16 protein-coding genes are annotated in these 21,648 nt (G+C 51.5%); 2 read left to right on the top strand and 14 right to left on the bottom strand.

Features of this window, described 5'->3' with window-relative positions; translation table 11 throughout:
- Nucleotides 1–10: 10 nt before the first annotated feature.
- The 4 genes from MCJ35_RS30890 to MCJ35_RS30875 form a co-directional block, all read right to left on the bottom strand.
- The gene (locus tag MCJ35_RS30890) at nt 11–829 is read right to left on the bottom strand and encodes a PRD domain-containing protein (protein WP_025483690.1); all 819 of its coding nucleotides are present in this window, start codon (nt 827–829) and stop codon (nt 11–13) included.
- A gap of 165 nt (nt 830–994) precedes the next feature.
- Nucleotides 995–3,232 (bottom strand): PTS sugar transporter subunit IIABC, encoded by a 2,238-nt coding sequence (locus tag MCJ35_RS30885; RefSeq protein WP_025483691.1) that lies wholly within the window; start codon nt 3,230–3,232, stop codon nt 995–997.
- A 1,124-nt stretch (nt 3,233–4,356) separates the two neighbouring features.
- A complete protein-coding gene (locus tag MCJ35_RS30880) occupies nt 4,357–6,648 on the bottom strand; it encodes a glycoside hydrolase family 3 protein (RefSeq protein ID WP_025483692.1) in 2,292 nt (763 codons plus the stop codon).
- Between the two features lie 58 nt (nt 6,649–6,706).
- Nucleotides 6,707–8,152 carry an MFS transporter gene (locus tag MCJ35_RS30875; protein WP_025483693.1) on the bottom strand — a complete coding sequence of 482 codons (1,446 nt, stop codon included), beginning with the start codon at nt 8,150–8,152 and terminating at the stop codon, nt 6,707–6,709.
- 378 nt (nt 8,153–8,530) lie between these two features.
- Between MCJ35_RS30875 and MCJ35_RS30870 the strand changes: the two genes are divergently transcribed.
- Nucleotides 8,531–9,730, top strand: a complete 1,200-nt coding sequence (locus MCJ35_RS30870) for an AraC family transcriptional regulator (protein ID WP_008721149.1) — start codon at nt 8,531–8,533, stop codon at nt 9,728–9,730.
- Between the two features lie 3 nt (nt 9,731–9,733).
- Here the strand turns inward: MCJ35_RS30870 and MCJ35_RS30865 are convergent, their stop codons facing one another.
- From MCJ35_RS30865 to MCJ35_RS30820, 10 genes are all read right to left on the bottom strand, one after another.
- Nucleotides 9,734–10,696: an ABC transporter permease gene (locus MCJ35_RS30865; protein WP_008721147.1), complete on the bottom strand. Its 963-nt coding sequence runs from the start codon at nt 10,694–10,696 to the stop codon at nt 9,734–9,736.
- Nucleotides 10,697–10,709: 13 nt separating this feature from the next.
- Complete coding sequence (locus MCJ35_RS30860; RefSeq protein ID WP_034576666.1) at nt 10,710–12,230, bottom strand: sugar ABC transporter ATP-binding protein; 1,521 nt, start codon at nt 12,228–12,230, stop codon at nt 10,710–10,712.
- A gap of 12 nt (nt 12,231–12,242) precedes the next feature.
- Nucleotides 12,243–13,268, bottom strand: coding sequence for an ABC transporter permease (locus MCJ35_RS30855; RefSeq protein ID WP_008721144.1), 1,026 nt, complete (start codon nt 13,266–13,268; stop codon nt 12,243–12,245).
- Nucleotides 13,269–13,376: 108 nt separating this feature from the next.
- Nucleotides 13,377–14,540, bottom strand: a complete 1,164-nt coding sequence (locus MCJ35_RS30850) for a sugar ABC transporter substrate-binding protein (RefSeq protein ID WP_025483697.1) — start codon at nt 14,538–14,540, stop codon at nt 13,377–13,379.
- 72 nt (nt 14,541–14,612) lie between these two features.
- Nucleotides 14,613–15,518 (bottom strand): allose kinase, encoded by a 906-nt coding sequence (alsK, locus tag MCJ35_RS30845; protein ID WP_162158522.1) that lies wholly within the window; start codon nt 15,516–15,518, stop codon nt 14,613–14,615.
- 17 nt (nt 15,519–15,535) lie between these two features.
- Nucleotides 15,536–16,510 carry a ketose-bisphosphate aldolase gene (locus MCJ35_RS30840; protein WP_008721138.1) on the bottom strand — a complete coding sequence of 325 codons (975 nt, stop codon included), beginning with the start codon at nt 16,508–16,510 and terminating at the stop codon, nt 15,536–15,538.
- A gap of 29 nt (nt 16,511–16,539) precedes the next feature.
- Complete coding sequence (locus MCJ35_RS30835; RefSeq protein WP_025483698.1) at nt 16,540–17,739, bottom strand: diphosphate--fructose-6-phosphate 1-phosphotransferase; 1,200 nt, start codon at nt 17,737–17,739, stop codon at nt 16,540–16,542.
- A 106-nt stretch (nt 17,740–17,845) separates the two neighbouring features.
- Nucleotides 17,846–19,342: a xylulokinase gene (gene xylB, locus MCJ35_RS30830; RefSeq protein ID WP_240299754.1), complete on the bottom strand. Its 1,497-nt coding sequence runs from the start codon at nt 19,340–19,342 to the stop codon at nt 17,846–17,848.
- 5 nt (nt 19,343–19,347) lie between these two features.
- Nucleotides 19,348–19,737, bottom strand: a complete 390-nt coding sequence (locus MCJ35_RS30825; protein WP_025483700.1) for a VOC family protein — start codon at nt 19,735–19,737, stop codon at nt 19,348–19,350.
- Between the two features lie 13 nt (nt 19,738–19,750).
- Nucleotides 19,751–20,548, bottom strand: coding sequence for a DeoR/GlpR family DNA-binding transcription regulator (locus MCJ35_RS30820; RefSeq protein ID WP_227797232.1), 798 nt, complete (start codon nt 20,546–20,548; stop codon nt 19,751–19,753).
- A gap of 257 nt (nt 20,549–20,805) precedes the next feature.
- On the opposite strand from MCJ35_RS30820, the gene MCJ35_RS30815 reads away from it, so the two are divergent.
- On the top strand, nt 20,806–21,645 hold the full coding sequence (locus MCJ35_RS30815) for a transketolase (RefSeq protein ID WP_025483701.1): 840 nt from the start codon (nt 20,806–20,808) through the stop codon (nt 21,643–21,645).
- Nucleotides 21,646–21,648 lie beyond the last annotated feature (3 nt).

Below are 21,648 nucleotides of genomic sequence, written 5' to 3'. Positions count from 1 at the left end.
CGGACACGCTCTATTGCTGCATCACCCTCTGTATATGGATTGCCAGAAAGCCAGTTTCCTCCGGCGCCACGGGAAGCCCCAGGCGCTTCTCCATGTCCCGGCACACCTTCTCCGCCACCTCATAGGGCTTGGGGAAGCTGGTCCTTGCGTAATCCTGCATGTCAAGGCCCGCCCGCTCTCCTTTTCTTGCCCTGGCAATCATATACCGGATATGGCTTGCCAGCCTGTTATATCCCAGCGAATCCGAAGCCAGGTTAAATCCCATCCTGCTTTCAATCTGGTGCATGCTGTCCTGTACCAGCCGCGCCATGTCCATGGCAGCCGCAACATTTTCCTCTGACAGGCCCGCATGGATGTGAAGGGTAATGTATCCGACCTCGTCCTCTGATATGGTCACCCCGGTCAGTTCCCTGATGATAGCAACGCCCTTCATGGCGGATTGGTATTCGCTGGAAAATAACGCCTTGATATCATGCCGGAAGGGATTGGGAAGTTCCCGGCCCTCCCTGGCCCGGCTCACCGCCAGGGCAATATGGTCCGCCATGGGAATCAGGATATCGTGGCTTAACACCCCCATGGTTCCTTCCGCTTCTTCAATGATCCTGCCGGCAGCTTCGATGTACACCGGTTCGATACTGTTTACCTGCTGGAGCGCCGATGTCTTACCCGTGACCAGCTCGTACCGTTTTGCCTGTCCCGTGGATTCAATCCGCTCCCCAGTCCTGTGCCCGAAGCCGATACCGTTGCCTAACAGGATGACTTCCCGCCGTGACTCCACATCCAGAACCAGTATTCCGTTGTTGTTCAAAACCTTTATGATGCGGTACATATATCCCTCCCCATACCGGATATCCTGATACTAATCCAAATCCTGATGCCCTGCTTTTATCTCACACTGTCTCAGATGCTTTCCTAATGAATTATAGCATATTTGGGTATGAAAGAACAACTCTGAATCACTATACGCCATCTGTCAGCCTATATCTGCTGCCGCCTAATACCACCCGATTTCGTCCAGCCCCTTCACATCCCCGGTCCTGGTCAGATGTATCTCCTGGCCTTCCTTCAGGCCCGTGAACACAACCATACAAGCTTCAGACGCCGCATTGGCCTTGATGAAATCCAGGTCAAAATGCATGAGCCTGCTTCCCTTCTTCACCTTCTGTCCATCTGTCACAAAGGTCTCAAATCCCTTGCCGTCCAGCTTCACCGTGTCCACGCCCACATGCAGGAGGTACTCCATGCCATCCTCATTCCTAAGGCCCATTGCATGCTTTGACGGGAATACAAACACAACCTCGCAGTCCTCCGGCGCAACCACCTCCCCATCCGATGGAATGACCATATATCCGTCCCCCATGGCCTTACTGGAAAATGCTTCGTCCTCTGCCTCGGTAATGGAGGCCGCCTTTCCGTTAAACGGTGAGCAAAGGACATGGCTTCCGGGCAATTTCCTGTCAGGGTTTCCTCCCTTGCCGGTTCCAGCCCCGGTCAGACCAGCCCCGGTCAGGCCAGCCCCGGTCAGACCAGCCTCATCCACAGCCTCAGACGCCCCGTTCCCGCCTTCCATGTTACCCTCAGCGGTCATTCCTGCCTTCACCTTAGGCGCATGTTCCAGGAAATGTTCCAGGTTCGCCTTTATCACGGTTACATTAGGACCGTAAATCACCTGGATTCCCTGTCCCTTCTTAATGACGCCCACTGCCCCTGTTGCCTTTAACAGTTTCTCGTCCACCAGGCCCGCCTCGTCCACCGAACATCTGAGACGGGTCGCACAGCAGTCCACGGATGTGATATTTCCTGCGCCGCCCAGGCCTCTTGCAATCTCGGCGCTTAACGGGTCCGCGGTTCCATCCTCCTTACCCGTGCCGCTGGCAGAAGCCGCCTTCCTGGCGTTGACATCGGCTTTTGTATACAGCTTTGTCTCTTCGTCCTCATCCTCACGGCCCGGGGTCTTAAGGTTGAACTTCTTAATCAGGAAGCTGAAGATAAAGTAATACAGGAGGAAATAAATGACTCCCACCGGAAGGATCCATAGCCAGCTGGTCTTTGCATTTCCCTGAAGGATACCGAATATCAGCAGATCCAGGAAACCGCCGGAAAAGGTCAGTCCCACGGCAATGTTCAGGATATGGGCAATCATATAGGCGCTTCCAGCCAGCACTACCTGGACCGCAAACAGCATTGGCGCCACAAACAGGAATGAAAACTCAATGGGTTCCGTGATACCTGTCAGCATGCTGGTCAGGGCGGCTGACAGAAGCAGGCCACCTGCCGCCTTCTTCTTATCCGGCTTTGCACACCGGTACATGGCCAGCGCTGCGCCGGGAAGTCCGAATATCATGAAAATGAACTCACCGGAAAAATAACGGGTTGCGTCCGCGCTGAAATGTACCACATCCGGTGAAGCCAGCTGTGCAAAGAATATATTCTGTCCGCCCTGGATCAGGTTCCCGTCTATCATCATGGTCCCGCCCACGGCTGTCTGCCAGAAGGGCATATAAAATACATGGTGAAGCCCAAATGGAATCAGGGCGCGTTTGATGATGCCAAAAATCAGTGTGCCCACATAACCAGTCCCTGTCACCAGTCCGCCCAGTGCAAAGATCCCGTTCTGCACCACAGGCCAGATAAAATACATCAGGATGCCCACTCCCAGGTATACCACGGTGGAGATAATGGGAATGAACCGTGAACCGCCGAAAAATGAAAGCGCATTGGGAAGCACGATCTTATGATAACGGTTGTGAAGGGCCGCAACACCCAGCCCCACGATGATACCGCCGAACACTCCCATCTGAAGGGTCTGCATGCCGCACACAGATGCAATGGTTCCGTCCAGGACCCCCGGTGCGATGCTTCCGTCCGGAAGTATTTTACCCGAAATGGTAAGCACTGCATTGATTGACATATGCATGACCAGGAACGCTATCATGGCGGAAAGGGCCGCAACTTCCTTCTCCGCCTTGGCCATGCCAATGGCAACACCCACTGCAAATATGATGGGCAGGTTGTCAAATATAACGCTTCCGGCCTTGCTCATGATTACCAACAGGGCGTTCAGCACGGTCCCGTCTCCCAGAATCCTGCCCAGCCCATAGGTGGCAATGGTGGTGGGGTTGGTAAATGAGCTGCCGATTCCAAGCAGCAGGCCCGCCACGGGCAGCACTGCTATGGGCAGCATGAAGCTTCGTCCCACGCGCTGAAGTACACCAAAAATCTTGTCTTTCATACTTTTCTCTCCAATCTTAATCCATTCTCTGTTCTTCTACATCCTGTGTATGCATATCCTGCCCATGCATATTCTGCTCATGCACTTCACAGCGTATCCCCGGTATTTGCGGCGCCATGCAAAAAAGGCATTAACCATAAAGAACACTGTGTCCAATGTCCTTTTATAGTTAATGCCTGCTTTACCAGTAACACGCTCTCTCTTTAATTGCGCCTTAAGTATAAACAATTTTTAGTTCTACTGTCAATAAGAAATATGCAACAAATTAGTTTTTCATTTTTGTGCAATATGTCCAATATTCTTTTACTCACAGCGTTTTTTCCTATCCTTCACGCGGGAACGCAGGAGTGCTGGATACGGGCCTGTGCCACCTGCCATGGAGATGCCGCCCATTACAAATGCGGATATCTGCGCTTTGTCCCCAGTGTCCTCATGATATGTTACTCCGTACCTTTCATTTTAGCCGTCCCACACTTCCTTACCCACAGCCGTACCCCTGATCCGCAATGACGGCCCGTCCTGGTTAGAACCCCTTCTGCCAGCAATACCGACAGACTTGCGGCTTTTTATGTTATTATAAGCAGTCTTCAGGTCAGTTTACAACAGACTGCACGCAGACTGCGAAGCAGGGCTGCTGATAAAAGAATATGTTGCCGTTTTTTGTATATATGCTATACTTTTCTTAGGGAGCAATCGTGTTGCAGGGTGGCGTTGACCTTCATTCTACATAGGATGGAGGTGATGTCTATGAAACATTTCGATTTTAAAGACCTTATGGCTTTTGGAATGTTTATTTTGGCGTTACTGACATTCATTTATTTGATTTGTCACTAGCTTAACATAGAAAAACCACCCCAAAACTTGACCAGTAGCAGGGTGGAATTTCTATATCCAATATACAGGTCAACCCACCTTGTGGGCGGTTGTTCCTTTTTATATTTATATTGTAACATTTCTTATCATTACATGCAAGGATTTTTTATGCGCCCAATCCCACCATCCAGTTTAAACTGTTACGTATATGCCCTTTATAAAAATAGTTCTTCTGTCAATAAGTAATATGCAACAAATTAGTTTTTCATTTTTGTGCAATACCTCTAATATCCTTCCATCAACAGGATACCCTATCCCTCATAAGACAGCCCAAAATCCAGTTCATAGTAGTTCCCCTGGCTGTCCCTGTAAGCGTACGCCTTGCCGTTCCCATCCTTCATCTCCTGCGGCATATACAGGTCCTTGTCATACCCCGGCACATCATTGGGGGAAATGCATACCCCGGTGCTGTCCACCCGTATGACACTGTCGTCCTTTGGAAGTGTAATGGGCATTTTCCCGGAAGGGGCATACCTGCCAAAAGCCACATCCAGCACCGCCTCCGTGTAGGTGTCAAAACCTGCCAGGAGCGCGTCTGCAGATGGTTCCACATTGCCCACCTCCCATGCAAGGGTGAAGTTAATATGTGCAATCACCTTTCCCCCGCGTTTTCGCACAGCCCCGCTGATTTCCCGGATCCGTCCTGTTCCGCAGAGCGTGGTTTCCCTGTGGAATGTGCCGGCTGGCCGTCCTTCCCCGTCCACATCCGCCACCTCTTTGTCCTCACAGATATCCAGTTCCAGATATCCTTTTGTTGCATTGAAGTATTCACCGGAACTGGGGCTTATAAAGAGAAGGGCATAGTCCGCATCCTGATATGTTTGGGTCAGGCAGATATCCCCGCCTTCACGGGCAGACCCATCCGCCATTTCCACATTTCCCCTCACAAGCTTCTCCACGGTTTCCCTGACTGCTTCCGTTTCCTTTGCAGCCGCTTCCCCGTCTGCCCGGAAGCATTCCACATAGATTCTTTTGCCGGACAGCTTTTCTTTGGTAAGGGGAAGTACATTTCCGGCATTTTTAAGCAGTACCACGGATTTCTGATGCGCCTCATACGCGGCGTCCCAATGCTCCTTCCTGGCAATGACCTCCGCAGCCTTATCCGGACACCGGTATGGGTTGTCAAACATACCAAGTGCAAACTTCTCCCTGAGCGTGCGGATTGCCGCCCTTGTCAGGGCTTCATCCGAAAGGGTCAGCTGTTCCGCGGTAAATCCCTCCGGCACGGGGTGACCCATGGTGGTGTAGTATCCGTTTTTCCCCCGTTCATAGGCCTCCCTTGCAGAAAACACATCCAGGGAACCGCTTATGATATCTACCCCATTGTTGACTGCCAGGGCAATCCTTGAAGGGATGTCCAGCATTTCCACGCCCCAGGCCATCTTATTGGAGATTCCGGAATCGCTGTTCACATATCCCTCAAATCCCATCTGCTCCCGCAGCAGCCCCTGTATGAATGCCTGGTTAAATGCAAACCCCACTGGTTCCATTTCAATCTGACGGCCCTTCCGGTCATACTGTGGCCGGCTCTTGCCTTTACATGGCTTTGCATAATACGGCATGATGGAGGAGGCCTTCTTGTCTATTGCTGTCTGGAATGCGGGAATATGGTATTTCTGAAGGCTGTTTTCTGTCTGATATACATTCCACTGGCCCTGCGCATAGTGGGGGTCGAATCCATTTTCCCGTGCTCCCCCTCCCGGGAAATGCTTAATCGTCACAGCCACGCCCTCCGGTGTGACCCCATCACTTCCGCCCTGTATGCCGGGAACCAGACGTTCCATAATCCTGCACACCAGATCCGGGTCCTCCCCAAAGGTTCCGTAAGTCCGCTGCCACCTGGGGTCCGTTACCACGTCCGCCATGTACATGTATCCCTTTTTCATTCCCACGCTGTCCCACTCCTCGCGGATGCAGGACGCAAAATCATCAATCAGCCCAAGGCCGCTTCCCTTCACAGCCGCCGCAATCCCCATGGTGCCGGGCCAGGCCGCGAATACACCTGCGGCGTCATTCATCCCGAACACCATCTCTCCGTTCTCGTTGCGGGAATTGGATATGACCATTACCGGGACCGCGTGTTCCGATGCTTCAGCCACCTGGTTCAGCTGGTTCACCCATTCCGCCAGCTCCTCCGGCCTTGGGTTCTGGCGCAGGATCAGATGGCGGATTCCCATCTCCTTAAGGGTATAGGTGGTGCCATATGTCTTTTCCACATTGAAAATGGATTCGTCCTTTTCCACAATCTCCTCATTCAAAAGGCCGGATTCATCCACCTTGGATTTATCCTCCTGGTAGATTCCCATTTTCCAGGAATTTACAAACAACATGCCTATCTTTTCATCTGCGGATAGTTCTTCTGCCAGGGACCTTGCCCTTTCCTCCGGTGACTTCCTCCAGTCTTTGTAGGGGGACAGGATTCCGTCCCCTGTCAGATCCCTGAAATACAGGCCGTCTTTTTCAATTACCGGCTTTACCGTCACCCCGATTGTGGGGCCGTTTGTATTCTTGTAATAGTGAACCGAGGCTTTTGCCATTGTCATATCCCATTCCTTTCTCTACTTCAATTTAATCATTTTAGTTTCATCATCCAGCCCGCATCTATGCCGCCCGTCTGGATTCCAGTTCATCCTGGATTTCAGCCATCTTATCCTTATCCAGGTTATACCAGCGCATGGATATGATTGTGGCAACATGTCCCAGTATGGGAACGATGCAGAAGCAGATCATGATGGCCATGTTAAATGTATCATTGACCGGCTCATTGGGCCGGATCACAACATTGCCCACACCTGCCAGGGTCAGGGCAAATCCCTGGATCATGGCTGAAAATGATGAGATGATCTTGTCGATGAAGGAAAACATGGTCCCCATCATGCCTGGAACAAAGCGTCCGCTGCGGTACTGCTCATAATCCGTACAGTCCGCAATCATGGGGATGATGCCGGAATTGCCCATACTGGCAAGGCATTTCTGCACCAGGAACATCCCGAGGAAGATAGCCGGGGCCTTTGGGTCAGGGCCCACCACAAACATGATGGCCAGCATGATCATGGAACCCCAGGTGCCGACCAGGAAGGTGCGCTTAAGCCCAAACCTTCTGGATACGAACACTCCGCCAATGGAAATCGCTACCAGGGGAACAATCAGTATGCTGGAAAATACACCCTGAAGCTTGGAATCAAGCAGCATGTTGGCAAAGAGATACGTCATGGTGCCGCTCATAAGAAGCTGTCCCAGCTTATCTGTTGCAGCGGATATGATCAGCATCTGGATAGGGCGGTTGTGCATCACGATATCCTTATAATCCCTGAACTTTACCTTGGGCTGTGAACCGGCCTGTCCAAAGAACTCCGGCCTGTCCTTCTGGCTGATTCCGATGATTGCCAATACGGTAAACACAAAGGATATGGCTGCCAGGATCAGGACAGCTTCCTTCCACATGGCAGGGTTAATCATACCCAGGCTCTTGCCGTCCTGGCCTAAAAATTCCCCCACTGAGTATTTCTCAGCCAGGATGGTGGTAATCAGCATGGGGACCAGGGCGCTTGCCATCTGGGTCAGCACGCTGTCGAAGCCTGCGAAAATCGGACGCTGTCCGGGATTATTGGTAAGGACAGCCTGCCCTGCCTTGGTAACCACGGTCTGGCAGGTATACCCCAGTATGTAAATAACATAAAACACAGTCGTAAACGCGTACTTCTGGTTCACGCTCCAGTGGGCCGGGGTATTGAAAATCACAATCAGGCTTAGCCAGATAATGATATTACCCACCAGCATATAGGGCCGGAACTTACCGAAACGTCCATTGGTCCTGTCCACCATAAATCCCACCAGCGGGTCCGTCACCGCGTCAAAGATACGCGTGCCCGTTGCAATCAGCCCGATAATGGCAGCCGCCAGCCCCAGCACGTTCTGTGTAAAATATGAATACTGCATCATCAGAAACATGGCAATGTTCGTTGCACAGTTATTCAGTGAGAAAAAACCAATCTGCCACAGCTTCGCGTCATTGTACTGCCTTACCGCTCCCTTTGTCTTCTCCATCATCATTATCTCCCTGTTTTATACATTTTATGGTTATCCGCCGGCTTTATTTTGTAACACTATTTTAACACACTTGATTTTCAATGGTTAGGAGTATATAATACTAATTAGTAATATATTGTCATATTGATTTGGCGATATTAGATAGATTTTGAGAGAGGTTTTTGTGGATTTCGTACAAATGGGGATTTTGGAGGAAGAGATGGGAGAGGGCATTTTCAAATATGCTCCGGGGAGGTAAATATGAATAGAACGATTGATGATGGACGGAAGCAATCAGGAGAGAAATCAGATTTCAAAAAGGTTAATACAGAAGAAGGGAATTTAAAGGACGCCAGCCCAAACAGCTCCCCCGTCTGTTCCCAGCATGAAAAGGCCATGATATCCAGGCAGTTCATCGAGGCAATCCTGCAGGTCCCGGTATCCCTTTGCACTGTCTGCATAGAAGAGATTGAAGCCTGCCTGAAGTCACACCTGCCGGACTTCCTGAAGGAGAACTTTCCCTTCTTCATCACAGAATCCATGGTCCTGTCCTTTGAGCCTCTGGTGCTGTATCACATAACGGACTTCCTAAGCCTTAATTTCAACCTCTTCCTCTATGACAATAAAAGCAGGGCAATGATTGCCGGCCCATACCTTACGTGCCAGGCCGGCACGGACTTCTGCGAACAGGTGCTTCAGGACAATGGGAAAAACCTGTCCCTGCTGGTGCCCTTCCACCAGTTCTGCCTGTCCCTTCCCATTGTAGGCAATTCCTATATGCTGGAAGCCATGCGCACCGCCCTGAAGGTTGTAACCGGATATGGGGATGAAGTCCCCTACCGTCATTATGAACCGCAGGCCAGATACAGCCAGGAAGTCTCCTCCCTGTCCCCCCAGGGGGTGGAGGAGGCCACAATGGAGCTTCTGGAACACAGGTACTACTATGAAAAGCTCCTGCTCCAGGAGGTCGCCCAGGGGAACCAGGACATGGCGCTCAGGTATTACCGCCAGTTTTCCATGGACAGCCGTTCCATTGTCCGCACTGAGGATCCGGTGCGGACCTCCAAGAACCTGAGTTTTTCCCTCAACACCATGCTGCGCAAAAGTGCGGAAACAGCGGGTATCCATCCCGTACACCTGGACATCATCTCCTCCAATTTTGCCATGCTCATAGAGAACTCCAACAGCCTGAAGGAGCTGGAGGAATTCAAATCCCAGATGATAAGCGTCTACTGCCGTTTTGTCCAGAAAAACCGCCTGGACCAGTACTCCCCAATAATCCGCAAGGCAATCACCTACATCCGCATCCATCTGGCGGACCAGCTGACCCTGAAGCGGATATCGGAGGGCATCCGGGTCAGCCCCTCCTATCTTTCCCGCCTTTTTAACCAGGAGGTCCATGAGTCCATATCCAACTACATCACCCGGGCCAGAATCGACAAAGCCGCCGAGCTTCTGTCATTTTCCCGGATGAGCGTACAGAATATTGCGTTCTACGTTGGCTTCGGCGATTTGAATTACTTCAGCCGCTGCTTTAAGAAACACAAAAAGAAGACGCCCACGCAATACCGGGCGTCCTCTGCCATTGGGGCCTGAATCCTACTTTATGATTAAATCCCTTCCCTTTGTATCTGAATTCAGGCACACTGCCGCAATCAATATGATACCGATTACGATATTCTTCCAGAGCGGGTCCACGCCCATCATGTTAAGCCCGGACGTAACCCCTGTGATGGTCACCACGCCGATCAGGGTCCTGAGGACGCTGCCCCGGCCTCCTGCCATGGAGGTTCCGCCCAGTGCAACCGAGGCGATTGCCGTCAGTGTAAGGGCGTCCCCTACGGTGGGAACCGCTGATTTCAGCTTGTACGCGTAGAATGCCCCTGCAAGGGCGCTGCAGGCGCCGCTCATTACAAATGCGGATATCTGCGCTTTGTCCGTGTCCACACCGGCCAGCCTTGCGGCGCTTACGTTGGCGCCCACGGCATAGATGGATTTCCCGTACACCGTATACTGCTGGAAGATGAACAGCAGCACGATTCCCAGCAACGCGATGAGGAACACGACCGGGATGCCTGCCACCTTCTGGGTGGCCCATTTTACCATGAAACGTTTGTCCATGGGGATGATCTCCGAACCATTGGGGCAGAGCGTCAGGGCTATATAGGACCAGAAGTTGGTGGTGCACAGGGTAACGATAAAGGACGGAAGCTTAAGCTTGGTCACCAGCAGGCCGTTTAAAAGGCCCATCGCCAGCCCCACCACCAGCATGATTGGAATGATCACATTGCCAAACCTTGCCACATAGATACCGGTAAGCACGCAGGTGCAGGATACCATTGGCCCTGCGCCCAGGTCGATGCCTCCGGTGTAAATGACAAAGGAGAGGCCTCCGGCCATGAGAAGCAGGGGCGCTGCCTCAATCATCATATTCTGCAGGCTGTAGGCGCCGATGAAATTCGGTATCACAATGCTGAATATGCCAAATACCAACACAATGCTTATGAGGCACATGTACTTTGAATAATCAGATATACTAAAGCTTTTCTTTTTATTAGCCATGATATGTACCCTCCTACATCATTTGCTGGACAATATCCAGCTGAAGCGGCTTGTTGCCAACCGGACACTCAAAGCTTCCCCTGATAAGTCCGTCCCTGAGAACAATGATCCTGCTGGACAGGCCGATGCACTCATCCAGTGTATCCCCCAGCAATATGATGGAGTGGCCTTCAGCAGTCATATCCCTGACCAGATCATATATCTCTTCCTTGGAGCCGACATCAACGCCTCTTGTGGGATGGTTTAGGATCAGTATCTCACACCCGCTTTCAAGGGCCCTGGCAAATATCACCTTCTGCGCGTTGCCGCCTGATAACTGGTTAATACGCTCCGCAATGGAGAAGCATTTCACACCTGCTTTCTTAACCCAGTTTTCAGCCACCTGGTGCATTTTCTTAGCTGACAGGAAACTGTGGTTTGACAGCTCATCCATGTGTGAGACAATGATGTTGTCCTCGATGGACAGCAGGCCGATCATCCCCTCATCCCTTCGTTCCTTGGGAACGGACAGGATTCCTTTCTTCCTGGCCGCGCAGGGGTTGGGGAAGGTGCATTCCCGGCCTTTTACCTTAATCGTGCCGGCTGTGGGCGCGGCATCGCCTACCAGGACCGCGCAGATATCTTCCTTGCCCGAGCCTTCCACCCCGCAAAGCCCCAGCACCTCTCCCTTTTTCAGGTCAAAGCTTACATGGTTAAATGCGCCGAACAGGCTTAAGTCATTCACCTCCAGGATCACCTCGTCCGTGGGCACGGTCTGCTTGTGCTCCACATAGAACTCGCCCGTGGTGGTCCTTCCCACCATCTTCTCATAGAGAAGGTTCACATCCGCACCCTTGGTGGGCATGACGGCTGTCTCCTCCCCGTCCTTGAACACATAAATCCGGTCCGTGATTTCCAGAACCTCATCCAGGCGGTGTGAGATGAAGATGACCGCATTGCCCTGTTCCTTCATATTCCTTACCTGGACAAACAGCTTTTTAATTTCCTCGTCGGACAGGACCGTGGTTGGCTCATCCAGAAGGATGATTGCATGTCCGTTTGCCGCTTCCGTCACCACGTCCAGCACCTTTGCGATTTCCACCATCTGGCGGGCCGCAAAGTCAATGTCCCTTACCTTCCTGGACGGGTCCAGGTCCATGTCAATCCGTCCCAGGGCCTTCTTAGCGTCCTGGTTCATCTTATTCCAGTTGACGAACCCGCACCTGGAATAGCCCTTTTCCCTGCCCAGGTATATGTTCTGGGCAATGGTAAGGTTCCCTACCAGGGACTGCTCCTGGAACACCATGCCGATTCCCTGGTGGTTGGCATCCAGGATGGAACTGGCCGAATAGGGTTTCCCCTGCAGGAACATCTCTCCCATGGAAGGTTTCTCAACACCGCTGATCAACTTCATCAGCGTGGATTTGCCTGCTCCGTTTTCACCGATTAACCCAATTACCTCTCCGCTGTAGACCTTCATATCGATATCGCGGAGAACGGTATTGGCTCCATATGTCTTTCCAACGCCTTTTGCTTCGAATAACAGATCGCCCATGTGTCCCCCTCCTTACTTTGATATGGTCTTGCGGTTACGGTTGATGGTAAGGGTAACTGCAACAATGATGATCACGCCCTGGATGACCTTTTTTACGTATGGGTCCACACCCATCAGGGTCAGCCAGTTGGCAAGCTCTGTATATATCAAAACTCCGACAAAGGCGGACAGTGCGCCTCCTTTGCCGCCGGCCAGTGAACCACCGCCAATGACGATAGCCGTTACAACTGGGAACATCTGATTCAGACCGATGCTGGATTGTCCTAATTTAAGACGTATGCACTGCAGTATGCCTGCCATACCCGCCGTACATCCGCATAAGGCAAAAACCTTTATTTTCGTAAGACCGATATTGATTCCCGTGGACGCTGCCGCTGTCTCATTGTCGCCAATTGCATACACAGCCCTTCCGAAGGCCGTATAATTGAGAATCAGCGCACCGATGATGAAGATGGCAAATGCGATGATGGTTATGTAGGGAATACCGATGAATTTCCCCTGTGACAGCACGACAAAAAGTTCATCCTTGACCTGGATGGGCGTGCCCTGGTAAACCAGCACAGCCACGCCGGTCATGATGCTTCCCACCGCATATGTGACAATGAATGTCGCGATTCTTGCTTTTACATGGATGATACCTGTTATAGCCCCGATAAACGTACTGATGAGAATAACGAACAAGATACCTAATATACCAAAATCATTGCTGTTTGAGTTGTTTACAACCAAAAATGCCACAAATGATCCTGCAAATCCCATGACCCCTTCAATGGAAAGATCGATGCTGCCCAGCAGCAGCACATAGGTCAGGCCGACGGAGATTACAAGAGGGATTGACATCTGGTACATGATGTTGACCACATTTCCCCAAGTAAAGAAATCCTTCTGGGAAACTGCTCCTATCATAGTCATGATAACTAACAGAATCAGTGGTGCATATCTTCTAATCTTATCTTTCCTTGCGTCATCCTTGACCTTGTAAGCAAACTGCTGGCCCACGGATAAAGCAGCTAAAGATTCTTCCCATTTATTCTTCATTATATTATCCCCTTATATACATAGTCATTATGGAACAATATTCCCCTTTTAAAGGAAGTGGGTCTGCCCTCAGGCAAGCCCACTTCACAGTTACCTACTTGATACTGATTATTCCTGGTATTTGTCAATACAGAATGACAGGTCATTGTAGTCATAGCCAGGATTCTTGGTCTTAATGAACTTGTCAATGATATCATTTGCATTGTCTTTTGTAACCAGTGTTGTCTTACAGAAAATCAGGCGCTCATTGTCAGGAATGGTGGTTGGGTCTAATTTGCCCAGGGCTGCCTGGATTGCGTAGGATGCGCCGTAGCCGGCAATCATGTATCCGTTGTTCGCATTGGTGATTACCATGTCGCCGTCATTAACAGCGTTCAGGGCCGCCTCGATACCGTCACAGCCGCTGACCATGATTTTTCCGTTCAGTCCCTTGTTCTTGAGGGCTTCAACAGCGCCAAGGGCCATGGTGTCGTTTGCAGAATAAACACCCTTTAAATCAGGATATTTAACCAGCCAGTTCTCTGTCAGGGTCATTGCCTCGGACTGGCTCCAGCTTGCTGTCTGGCTGTCAACCACTTCGATGTTCGGATAATCCTTCAGGGCTTCCTCAAATGCTTTGTGCCTGTTGGTTGCAGAGTCATCACCTAACAGTCCCTGCAGTTCAGCAACCTGTCCCTCGCCGCCAATGGACTCGAACAGGGCCTTTGCAGTTGCCTTGCCGATTGCGATATCATCCAGCATAAGGCTTGCTACGAAATGTGGATAATCCTTTGGATACAGGCCGTCTGCCCTGTGTGCCAGGATTGCCACGTAGTTTCCGGACTCCTCGCACAGTTCTGCGATGTTGGCTGTGTTGGCTGTGGATGACGGGTCAACTACAAAGACAGCCTTGTCGCCGTACTGCGCAATGTAGTCCTTGATTCCCTGCAGCTGCTTGTTGTCGTCGCTGTCACAGGTAAGGACATCTGCCGACACGCCGTAGGATGCTGCTGCAAGCTTGGCGCCCTCTGCTTCCTGTGCCCAGTACTCGTTGTCCATGGAATGGATGCAGATAGCCAGATGGTAGTCAGAACCCTCTCCTGCCGGAGCTGCTGCTTCAGTTGCCGCCTCAGTCCCAGCGCTTTCTTTGGCTGCTTCGGTTGCCGCCTCAGTTGCTGCTGCCGTGGTTTCAGCCGGTGCTGCTGCGGACTCCGCCGGTTTGCTGGAACAGCCAGCCAATGCGGATACAGTCAGTGCGGTTGCCATTAATGCTGCGATCATTCTCTTTTTCATGTTACTTCCTCCTTCTACTTTTAAATAGTTTTTTATACGTAAATGCCGTCTTTCATCAGCATCCAGTATTCATTACACCCTTTGCCCCATTCTGGCCGCCGCGTTGATGGCAGCCCCGGTAATACCCGACTCAGGATCCCCCAACGCCCTGATGAAGCGTACCGAATCCCTTGGATAGGGAATCCTCAGGTTTTCCTTTACGGTCTGTTCGAAGTACTCCATGGGAAACCCTTTCATATCCACCACGCCGCCGCCCAATACCACACAACCAGGATCCAGTATGGTAATCTCCGTTGCAGCAGCTATGGCGCAGGCATGGACCACATCCTTAACGTCCTTTTCTTCCCCATACCGCTCAAAAATCTCCGACACGGGACAGTGGTATTTCTCCTCTGCCAGAAGATGGAGCGTCCTGCCGCTGGCTTTCAGCTCAATACAGCCATTCTTGCCGCAGCCGCAGCTGTCCGTAAATCCCAGGACCGGTATGTGTCCCAGTTCACAGGCCGAGCCTGTGTTCCCGATATAGATTTTTCCGTCAATGCACATGGAATTGCCAAGTCCCGTGCCGATGAATATACCGATGATGATTCCCCGCGTATCAATATGCCCCTTCCATATCTCATAGAGAAGGGCCGTGTTAACATCCCTCTCCATATAGACCGGAAGCCCTGTCCTTTCAGTAAGGATGTCCACCAGGGAAATGTTGTTAAATCCCTTTATGTTCGGCGAATTGTAATTAACCGTGCGTTCCCTGTTCATCAGCGAAGCCAGCGACAAGGCCATGCACAGGAAATTTTCTTTCCCATACCGCTCTATATAGGGCCTTACAAGCCCTTCAATATACTCCCCTTTGTCCACTGCGTCTGAGAGGCGCCTGCTGGGTTCCTTTTTAAAGTCCAGCACCCGGAATGTCCCATCAAGAACCCCATACCTGAGATTGGTCCCCCCGATTTCCATTGATAAGTATAAATGTTCCACGTCCATCATCCCTGTCGTCATGCCTTGTATGCGCTGCCCATCACATCAATCTTATGGAGATAGATTTCCTTTAACAGGCCGCGGTTCTTCAATGTGAATACCCTGCTGTCAATTGCCCCCGGGTTCTCTGCCAGGATCTTCCTTGTATTGGCCAGTGCGCTGATCCAGCCGTCGGTAGCGATGTTAACCTTGCACACCCCCATCCTGGCCGCCTTGGTCACCTGCTCTTCCGGTATGCCGGCCACGGCTTCAATATGTCCTCCGTAGGCATTGATCATGTCCACGAACCGCGGCTCTATGGTAGATGCGCCGTGGAGCACAATGGGGAATCCCGGCACCCTGCGCATCACGTCCTCCAGGATATCGTATCTCAGTTCCGGGAGCGTACCGTCCGGATTCGCCTTAATCTTCACCAGGCCATGGCAGGTGCCTATGGAGATTGCCAGGCTGTCGCATCCTGTCTCCTTTGCAAATTCCTCCACCATCCCCGGATCCGTGTACAGGCTTTCGTGATGGCCCACGTCACCGCCCTCTTCCGCGCCGGAAAGGACTCCCAGTTCAGCTTCCACCGTCACCCCATGCCGATGGGCATATTCCACGGTCTTTTTCGTAAGGGCAACATTATCCTTAAAAGGAAGGGCGCTGCCATCTATCATAATCGAAGAAAATCCAAATTCCACCGCATCCACGCACTGCGCAAAGGTCATGCCGTGATCCAGGTGCAGGGCCACGGGAATGTCAAGCCCCTGGTTCCTGATACGGTCCGTCCCGGACTGCACGATCCTTGCAAGCATCTCATATCCCAGCTGCTTATGCAGGTTAGGGGACGCCAGCAGGATGACAGGGGAACGTTTCTCAATCACAGCGTCCATGATTCCATTGAACTGTTCAATGGATACGAAGTTAAATGCCGGTACCGCATAACCTTCATCATATGCCTTCTTAAACATTTCCCTGGTGTTTACCTGTCCAAGTTCTGAATAGTGATACATGTCTGCCACCTCCATGTTGTAATAATCTGTTAGATATAGCGTTTGTTCAATACCGTGTACCTTGGAAGCTCCCCGATAAGCGGCATGATATAATCATAAAAGCCTTCCCTGATGTAATCCTTTTCCTCATTCACATAGGACATGGGGAGGCAGTTGTCTTCCTTTGCCACCTCTTCAAGGGCAGCCAGGTCATATTCTGCCTGGTACTGCGGGCCGGGAACCCGCCTGAGCGTCACCATCTTAAGGGACTCCCCCGCCACAGCCGCCCTTACGGCCCTTCTTCCCAGTTCTTCCGCCTCTTCCCTGTCTATATCCGACGCATCATGGGCGCCGCATCTCTGCATCAGCCCCAGGTCAATGCCCCTGATCTTACATTCAAAATTATCCCTTAACAATTGGTTCAGGTACGGGGTGATCCCGCCCATATTCTTCTGCATGTCCATGCCCCGGTTCACGGAAATGTCTTCAAACAGGAACCTGCCGTCCGCTGTCTTCACGCCTTCCGCAACCACTGCAAAGCATTTCCCTTTCTTCTCCAGGACACGCCTTATATCCCCTATGAACTTCTTCTGGTCGAACACCACTTCCGGAACATAAATCAGATCCGGCCCCAGATCAATCCTTTTGGCTGCCATGGATGCAGCTGCTAGAAAACCGGTATTGCGTCCCATGACCTCCGTGAACATGATAAGCTCCGTGTCATATGTCATCATGTCCCTGGCCAGTTCCGAAACCGTAACCGCCACATGCCTTGCCGCCGAAGGAAATCCAGGCGCGTGGTCAATGCAGGAAATGTCATTGTCCACTGTCTTAGGCACGACCATCAGCCGGAAATCATAAGCCTGTGATTTCAAAAACCGGCCCAGCCTCAGCCCGGCCCTTACCGAGCCATTACCCCCGTTTATGAATATATACCGGATATCCAGGGATTTAAGGTTTTTCAGTATCTTCCTGTAATCCGTCTGCAGCGGGTCATCCTCGTCAATCTCATACCTGCAGGAGCCAAATATCATGGATGGGGTGGAGGGCAGCAGTTTCTCGCCCGCCATCTCATCTGTAATATCAAATAACCTCCGCTCAATCAATCCCACGACCCCGTGTTCGGATGCGTAAATCCTATTTATTTCCGGATGCCTCCTGCATTCATCAATCACACCGTAGGCAGATGTATTGATGACTGCCGTGGGTCCTCCTGATTGGATATATAATGCATTTGCCACTTTTTCCATTTATCTGTCCCCTCTGCGATGTCGTTTTCCCTCTGTCCAATTACTGCCCTGTGATAACCTGTGCCGTGCAAAACCCTTACTGCGTGGATCTTATGCATCCTGCGCCTTACTCTGTCTTAAGCCCTGGATACAGATCCTTCACCTTCAGGTAAAGCTCCCGGAACAGCTCCTGCTGCTCCCTGTAACGCTTCACATGCTCCATCACCGGTTCCACGGGGCAGTCATTGATTATTACAATCCGGCTGCACGCCTCCTTGATATCCCGGTACATGCCGCAGCCCACAGCTGCGAGTATGGCAGCCCCCTGGCAGGCCTCTTCTTCTGTCTTTGTGGTATATACAGGCATCTCCAGGATATCCGCCTGTATCTGCTTCCATGTAACCCCTTTGGCCGCCCCGCCGGAGGCAATCATCTTCCTCCTTTGGATTCCCATCTCATCCAGCACCAGCGCGCATTCCTTCAGATTGAATATCACACCTTCCATGGTTGCCCGGATCATGTGGGCCTGTTCATGTTTCATGCCCATCCCAAAGTAAACCCCTTTGGCATATGGGTCCATGAACGGCGTGCGCTCGCCTGCCAGATACGGGATGAATAAAAGTCCCTCTGCCCCGGCAGGCACCTGTCCTGCTTCCGCGTCCAGTTCCCTATAGGGACGGTCATCCCTCAGCACCTTCTTCTTAAGCCAGCTCAAGGTGCTTCCGCCATTCAGCGCCCCGCCCTGGACATACCAGCGGTCCGCCACGGTATGGCACCATGTCTGCAGGCGCATCTGCGTATCATATAAAGGACGGTCCACCACGGCCGCAAGCTGTGACGCCGTGCCGATGTTGCAGGCCATGATTCCTTCTTCTATCACTCCGTTCCCAGTAAGCTGGGCAGAGGAGTCGCCTGCCCCGTATACCACCCTGGTATGTTCTGACAGTCCGGTCCGTGCAGCTGCTTCTGCCCATACATGGCCCGCCACCTGGGAGCTTTCCCCCACCGCGGGCCAGATATCCTCCTTAAGCCCTGCCCGTTTAATCAGTTCCATGCACCAGCTTCTGCCCTTGACGGAAAATGCCAGCGTGGCGCATGCGTCCGAATAGTCGGAACCAATGGTTCCCGTCAGCCTGTACCGTATGTAATCCTTGGGAAGCATCACATGTTCTATCCGGTCATATGTATCCAGCCGGTGCCTCTTCAGCCAGAGAAGGGAGCATATCATCATGCCGGCCCCGGGCTGGTTAAGAAGTTCCGTGTCCAGAAGCCCGCCTGCCAGTTCTTTTATCCGGGCCGTCTCTTCTGCCGAGCGCTGGTCCATCCATATGATGGCAGGCATGACCGGTTCATTATCCCTGTCAAATGCCACCAGTCCGTGCATCTGGCCGGAAAGCCCGATGCCGTCCAATTCTTCCGGCTTTATCCCGGACTTTTCCATGGCTTCCCGGATGGCCATTACCGTGCAGTCCCACCACACCTGCGGCTCCTGCTCCGCGTAGGACATCTTCGGGGTCATCACGTCATATCCCCTGCTGCTTACCGCCAATGTCCTGCCGTCCGGGTCCATGACCAGTACCTTGACACTTGACGTCCCAAGATCAATTCCAGCTAAATATCCCATATCCATCACCTTTGTATGATTTCAATCTCAACACCGTTGGGATCCGTAACCAGCATGGTGCTGCATCCCAGCTGTTCCACATAGGACGGGGCCTTCCTCACATATACCCCCTTCTCCCTGCAGGTGCCGTACACCTCGTCCAGCTGTTCTGCCACCAGACAGAAATGCCTGTAGGTACCGGTGTCCGTCTCCTTTATGTCCTTCGGCTCTTCCTTGGCTTCATAATCAATCAGTTCCAGCCGCACGCCCTGGGGCAGCTCATAATATGTAAGCGTATGGTCCCCCATATGGACAGATCCGGCTTCCTTAAGTCCCAGCACATCCCCGTAGAACGCCTTGGAACGGTCCAGGTCCCTGACATTAACCGTTATATGGTCCAGCCCTGTAATCCTCATAGGAAACCTCCTTTTATTCAGCCAGGATGATATCTGTCATGGTTACAATGGAATCAAAATCTTCCTTCTCAATCTCCGTGTCCACTATCAGTCCGTTTATATATCCAAGGTCCGCTATCTGTGCAAATGTAACCGTACCCAGCTTACTGCTGTCACTCATGAGATAGGATGCGCAGCACACATCCAGGATTTCACGCACGCTTTTAGCTGTCTCGAAATCAGGTGCTGTAATCCCCCGCTCGACACTGAAGCCGTTGCAGGAGAAAAATCCCTTGTCAATGTTAATCATGCCCAGGAATTCATTCCTGGTGGGCAGCGTGGTATAGTGGTATCCCCTCCTGACCAGCCCGCCCAGTATATAAACATTGAAATCCGTATGGTCTTCCAGCCATACCGCGTTGCGGATATCGTTGACCACCACGGTCAGGTTCTTCTTCTCCGGAAGCAGCTTCACCAGCTCAAATGTGGTTGTCCCTGTGGTTACCGCAATAATGTCGCCGTCATCAATCAGTTCCAGGGCAGCCCTGGCAATTGCCTTTTTCTGAGGCATCATCTGTGTCTCTTTGTCCGTGGGGGACAGTTCCCGTCCCATCTTGGAATTCCTGATGGCGCCTCCATGTGTCCTGGTAATCAGCTTCTTGCTCTCCAGCTGTTTCAGGTCATTCCTTATGGTTGAGGAGGAAACCCCGAACATCTCACACAGCACCGGCACCACTGCCTTCCCGTTGGCATTGATGGTTTCAATTATCTTTCGTTGGCGTTCTTCGGCGAATAAGCTTTTATTTGAAACGCCTGTAGTCATTTTGTCCATTATCATCACCCTTTACGAAAGTAATTATAGCAAAAAGCACAATATATTGCAATATGTAATTCTCACTTTTTATTATTTTATATTGATACTGTTTTTTATTGTTGTTGTTTGTTATTGTTTGCTGTTGTTTTTTCTTGACAAAAATCTATTTTCTGCTAACATCTAAAGTAGGATTGCCTTTTTAATGGACGTCCACGACAAAGAGGATCGTGGAAAAGCATTGCAACAATATTCCACACAACAAGGAGGGTGTATGAATGATTACCAGTTATCAAACTTCTGCCGGTCTGCAAAAACTTGCCGACCGCATCCGGTTCAGCTCCATCAAATCCATGTACGCAAGTAAAGGCGGACATGTGGGCGGCGTATTATCCCTGTGTGAACTCATGGCTGTCCTGTATGGGAGCATCATGGATTATGACCCACAAAACCCGCACTGGGAAGAACGTGACAAGGTGGTGCTTTCAAAAGGACACTGCGGGCCGGTCCTCTACAGCGCCCTTGCCCTCTCCGGTTTTTTCCCGGAAAAAGAGCTTATGACCCTGAACCGGAACGGCACCCATCTTCCCAGCCACTGTGACATGAACAAAACCGTGGGAATCGATATGACAACCGGCTCCCTTGGACAGGGCGCCTCCACCGCGGCCGGCATGGCCCTTGGCAAGAAGATGCTGGGCAGGAAGGGCAATGTATTCCTGATTCTGGGCGATGGGGAACTGAACGAAGGCCAGGTCTGGGAGATGACCATGTTTGCAAAACAGCACAAGCTTGATAATCTCATAACGTTTGTTGACTGGAACCACCAGCAGCTGGATGGCTATACTGACGGCATCTGTGATCTGGGGAACATTGAAACCCTGTTTAAAGCATTTGGTTTTGAAGCAGTTACCATTGACGGACATGATGTGGACGCCATAGTGACAGCATCCAGGAACGCCCTGGCTTCCAGGAACGGCCTTCCCAAATGCATTGTCCTTAATACGGTCAAAGGGAAGGGCTGGAGCGTAACGGAAGGAAAAACAGGCATACACCACATCGCCATAACGGACGAAATGATGGCAGAAGCCCAACAGGAATTCGCAGGAAAGGAGCTGTAAACC

Origin of the sequence: Enterocloster sp. OA13, from assembly GCF_022440595.1 — a bacterium.
In the GTDB taxonomy this organism is placed as follows: Bacteria; Bacillota; Clostridia; order Lachnospirales; family Lachnospiraceae; genus Enterocloster; species Enterocloster hominis.
This window is presented reverse-complemented; position numbering and strand designations above follow the sequence as displayed.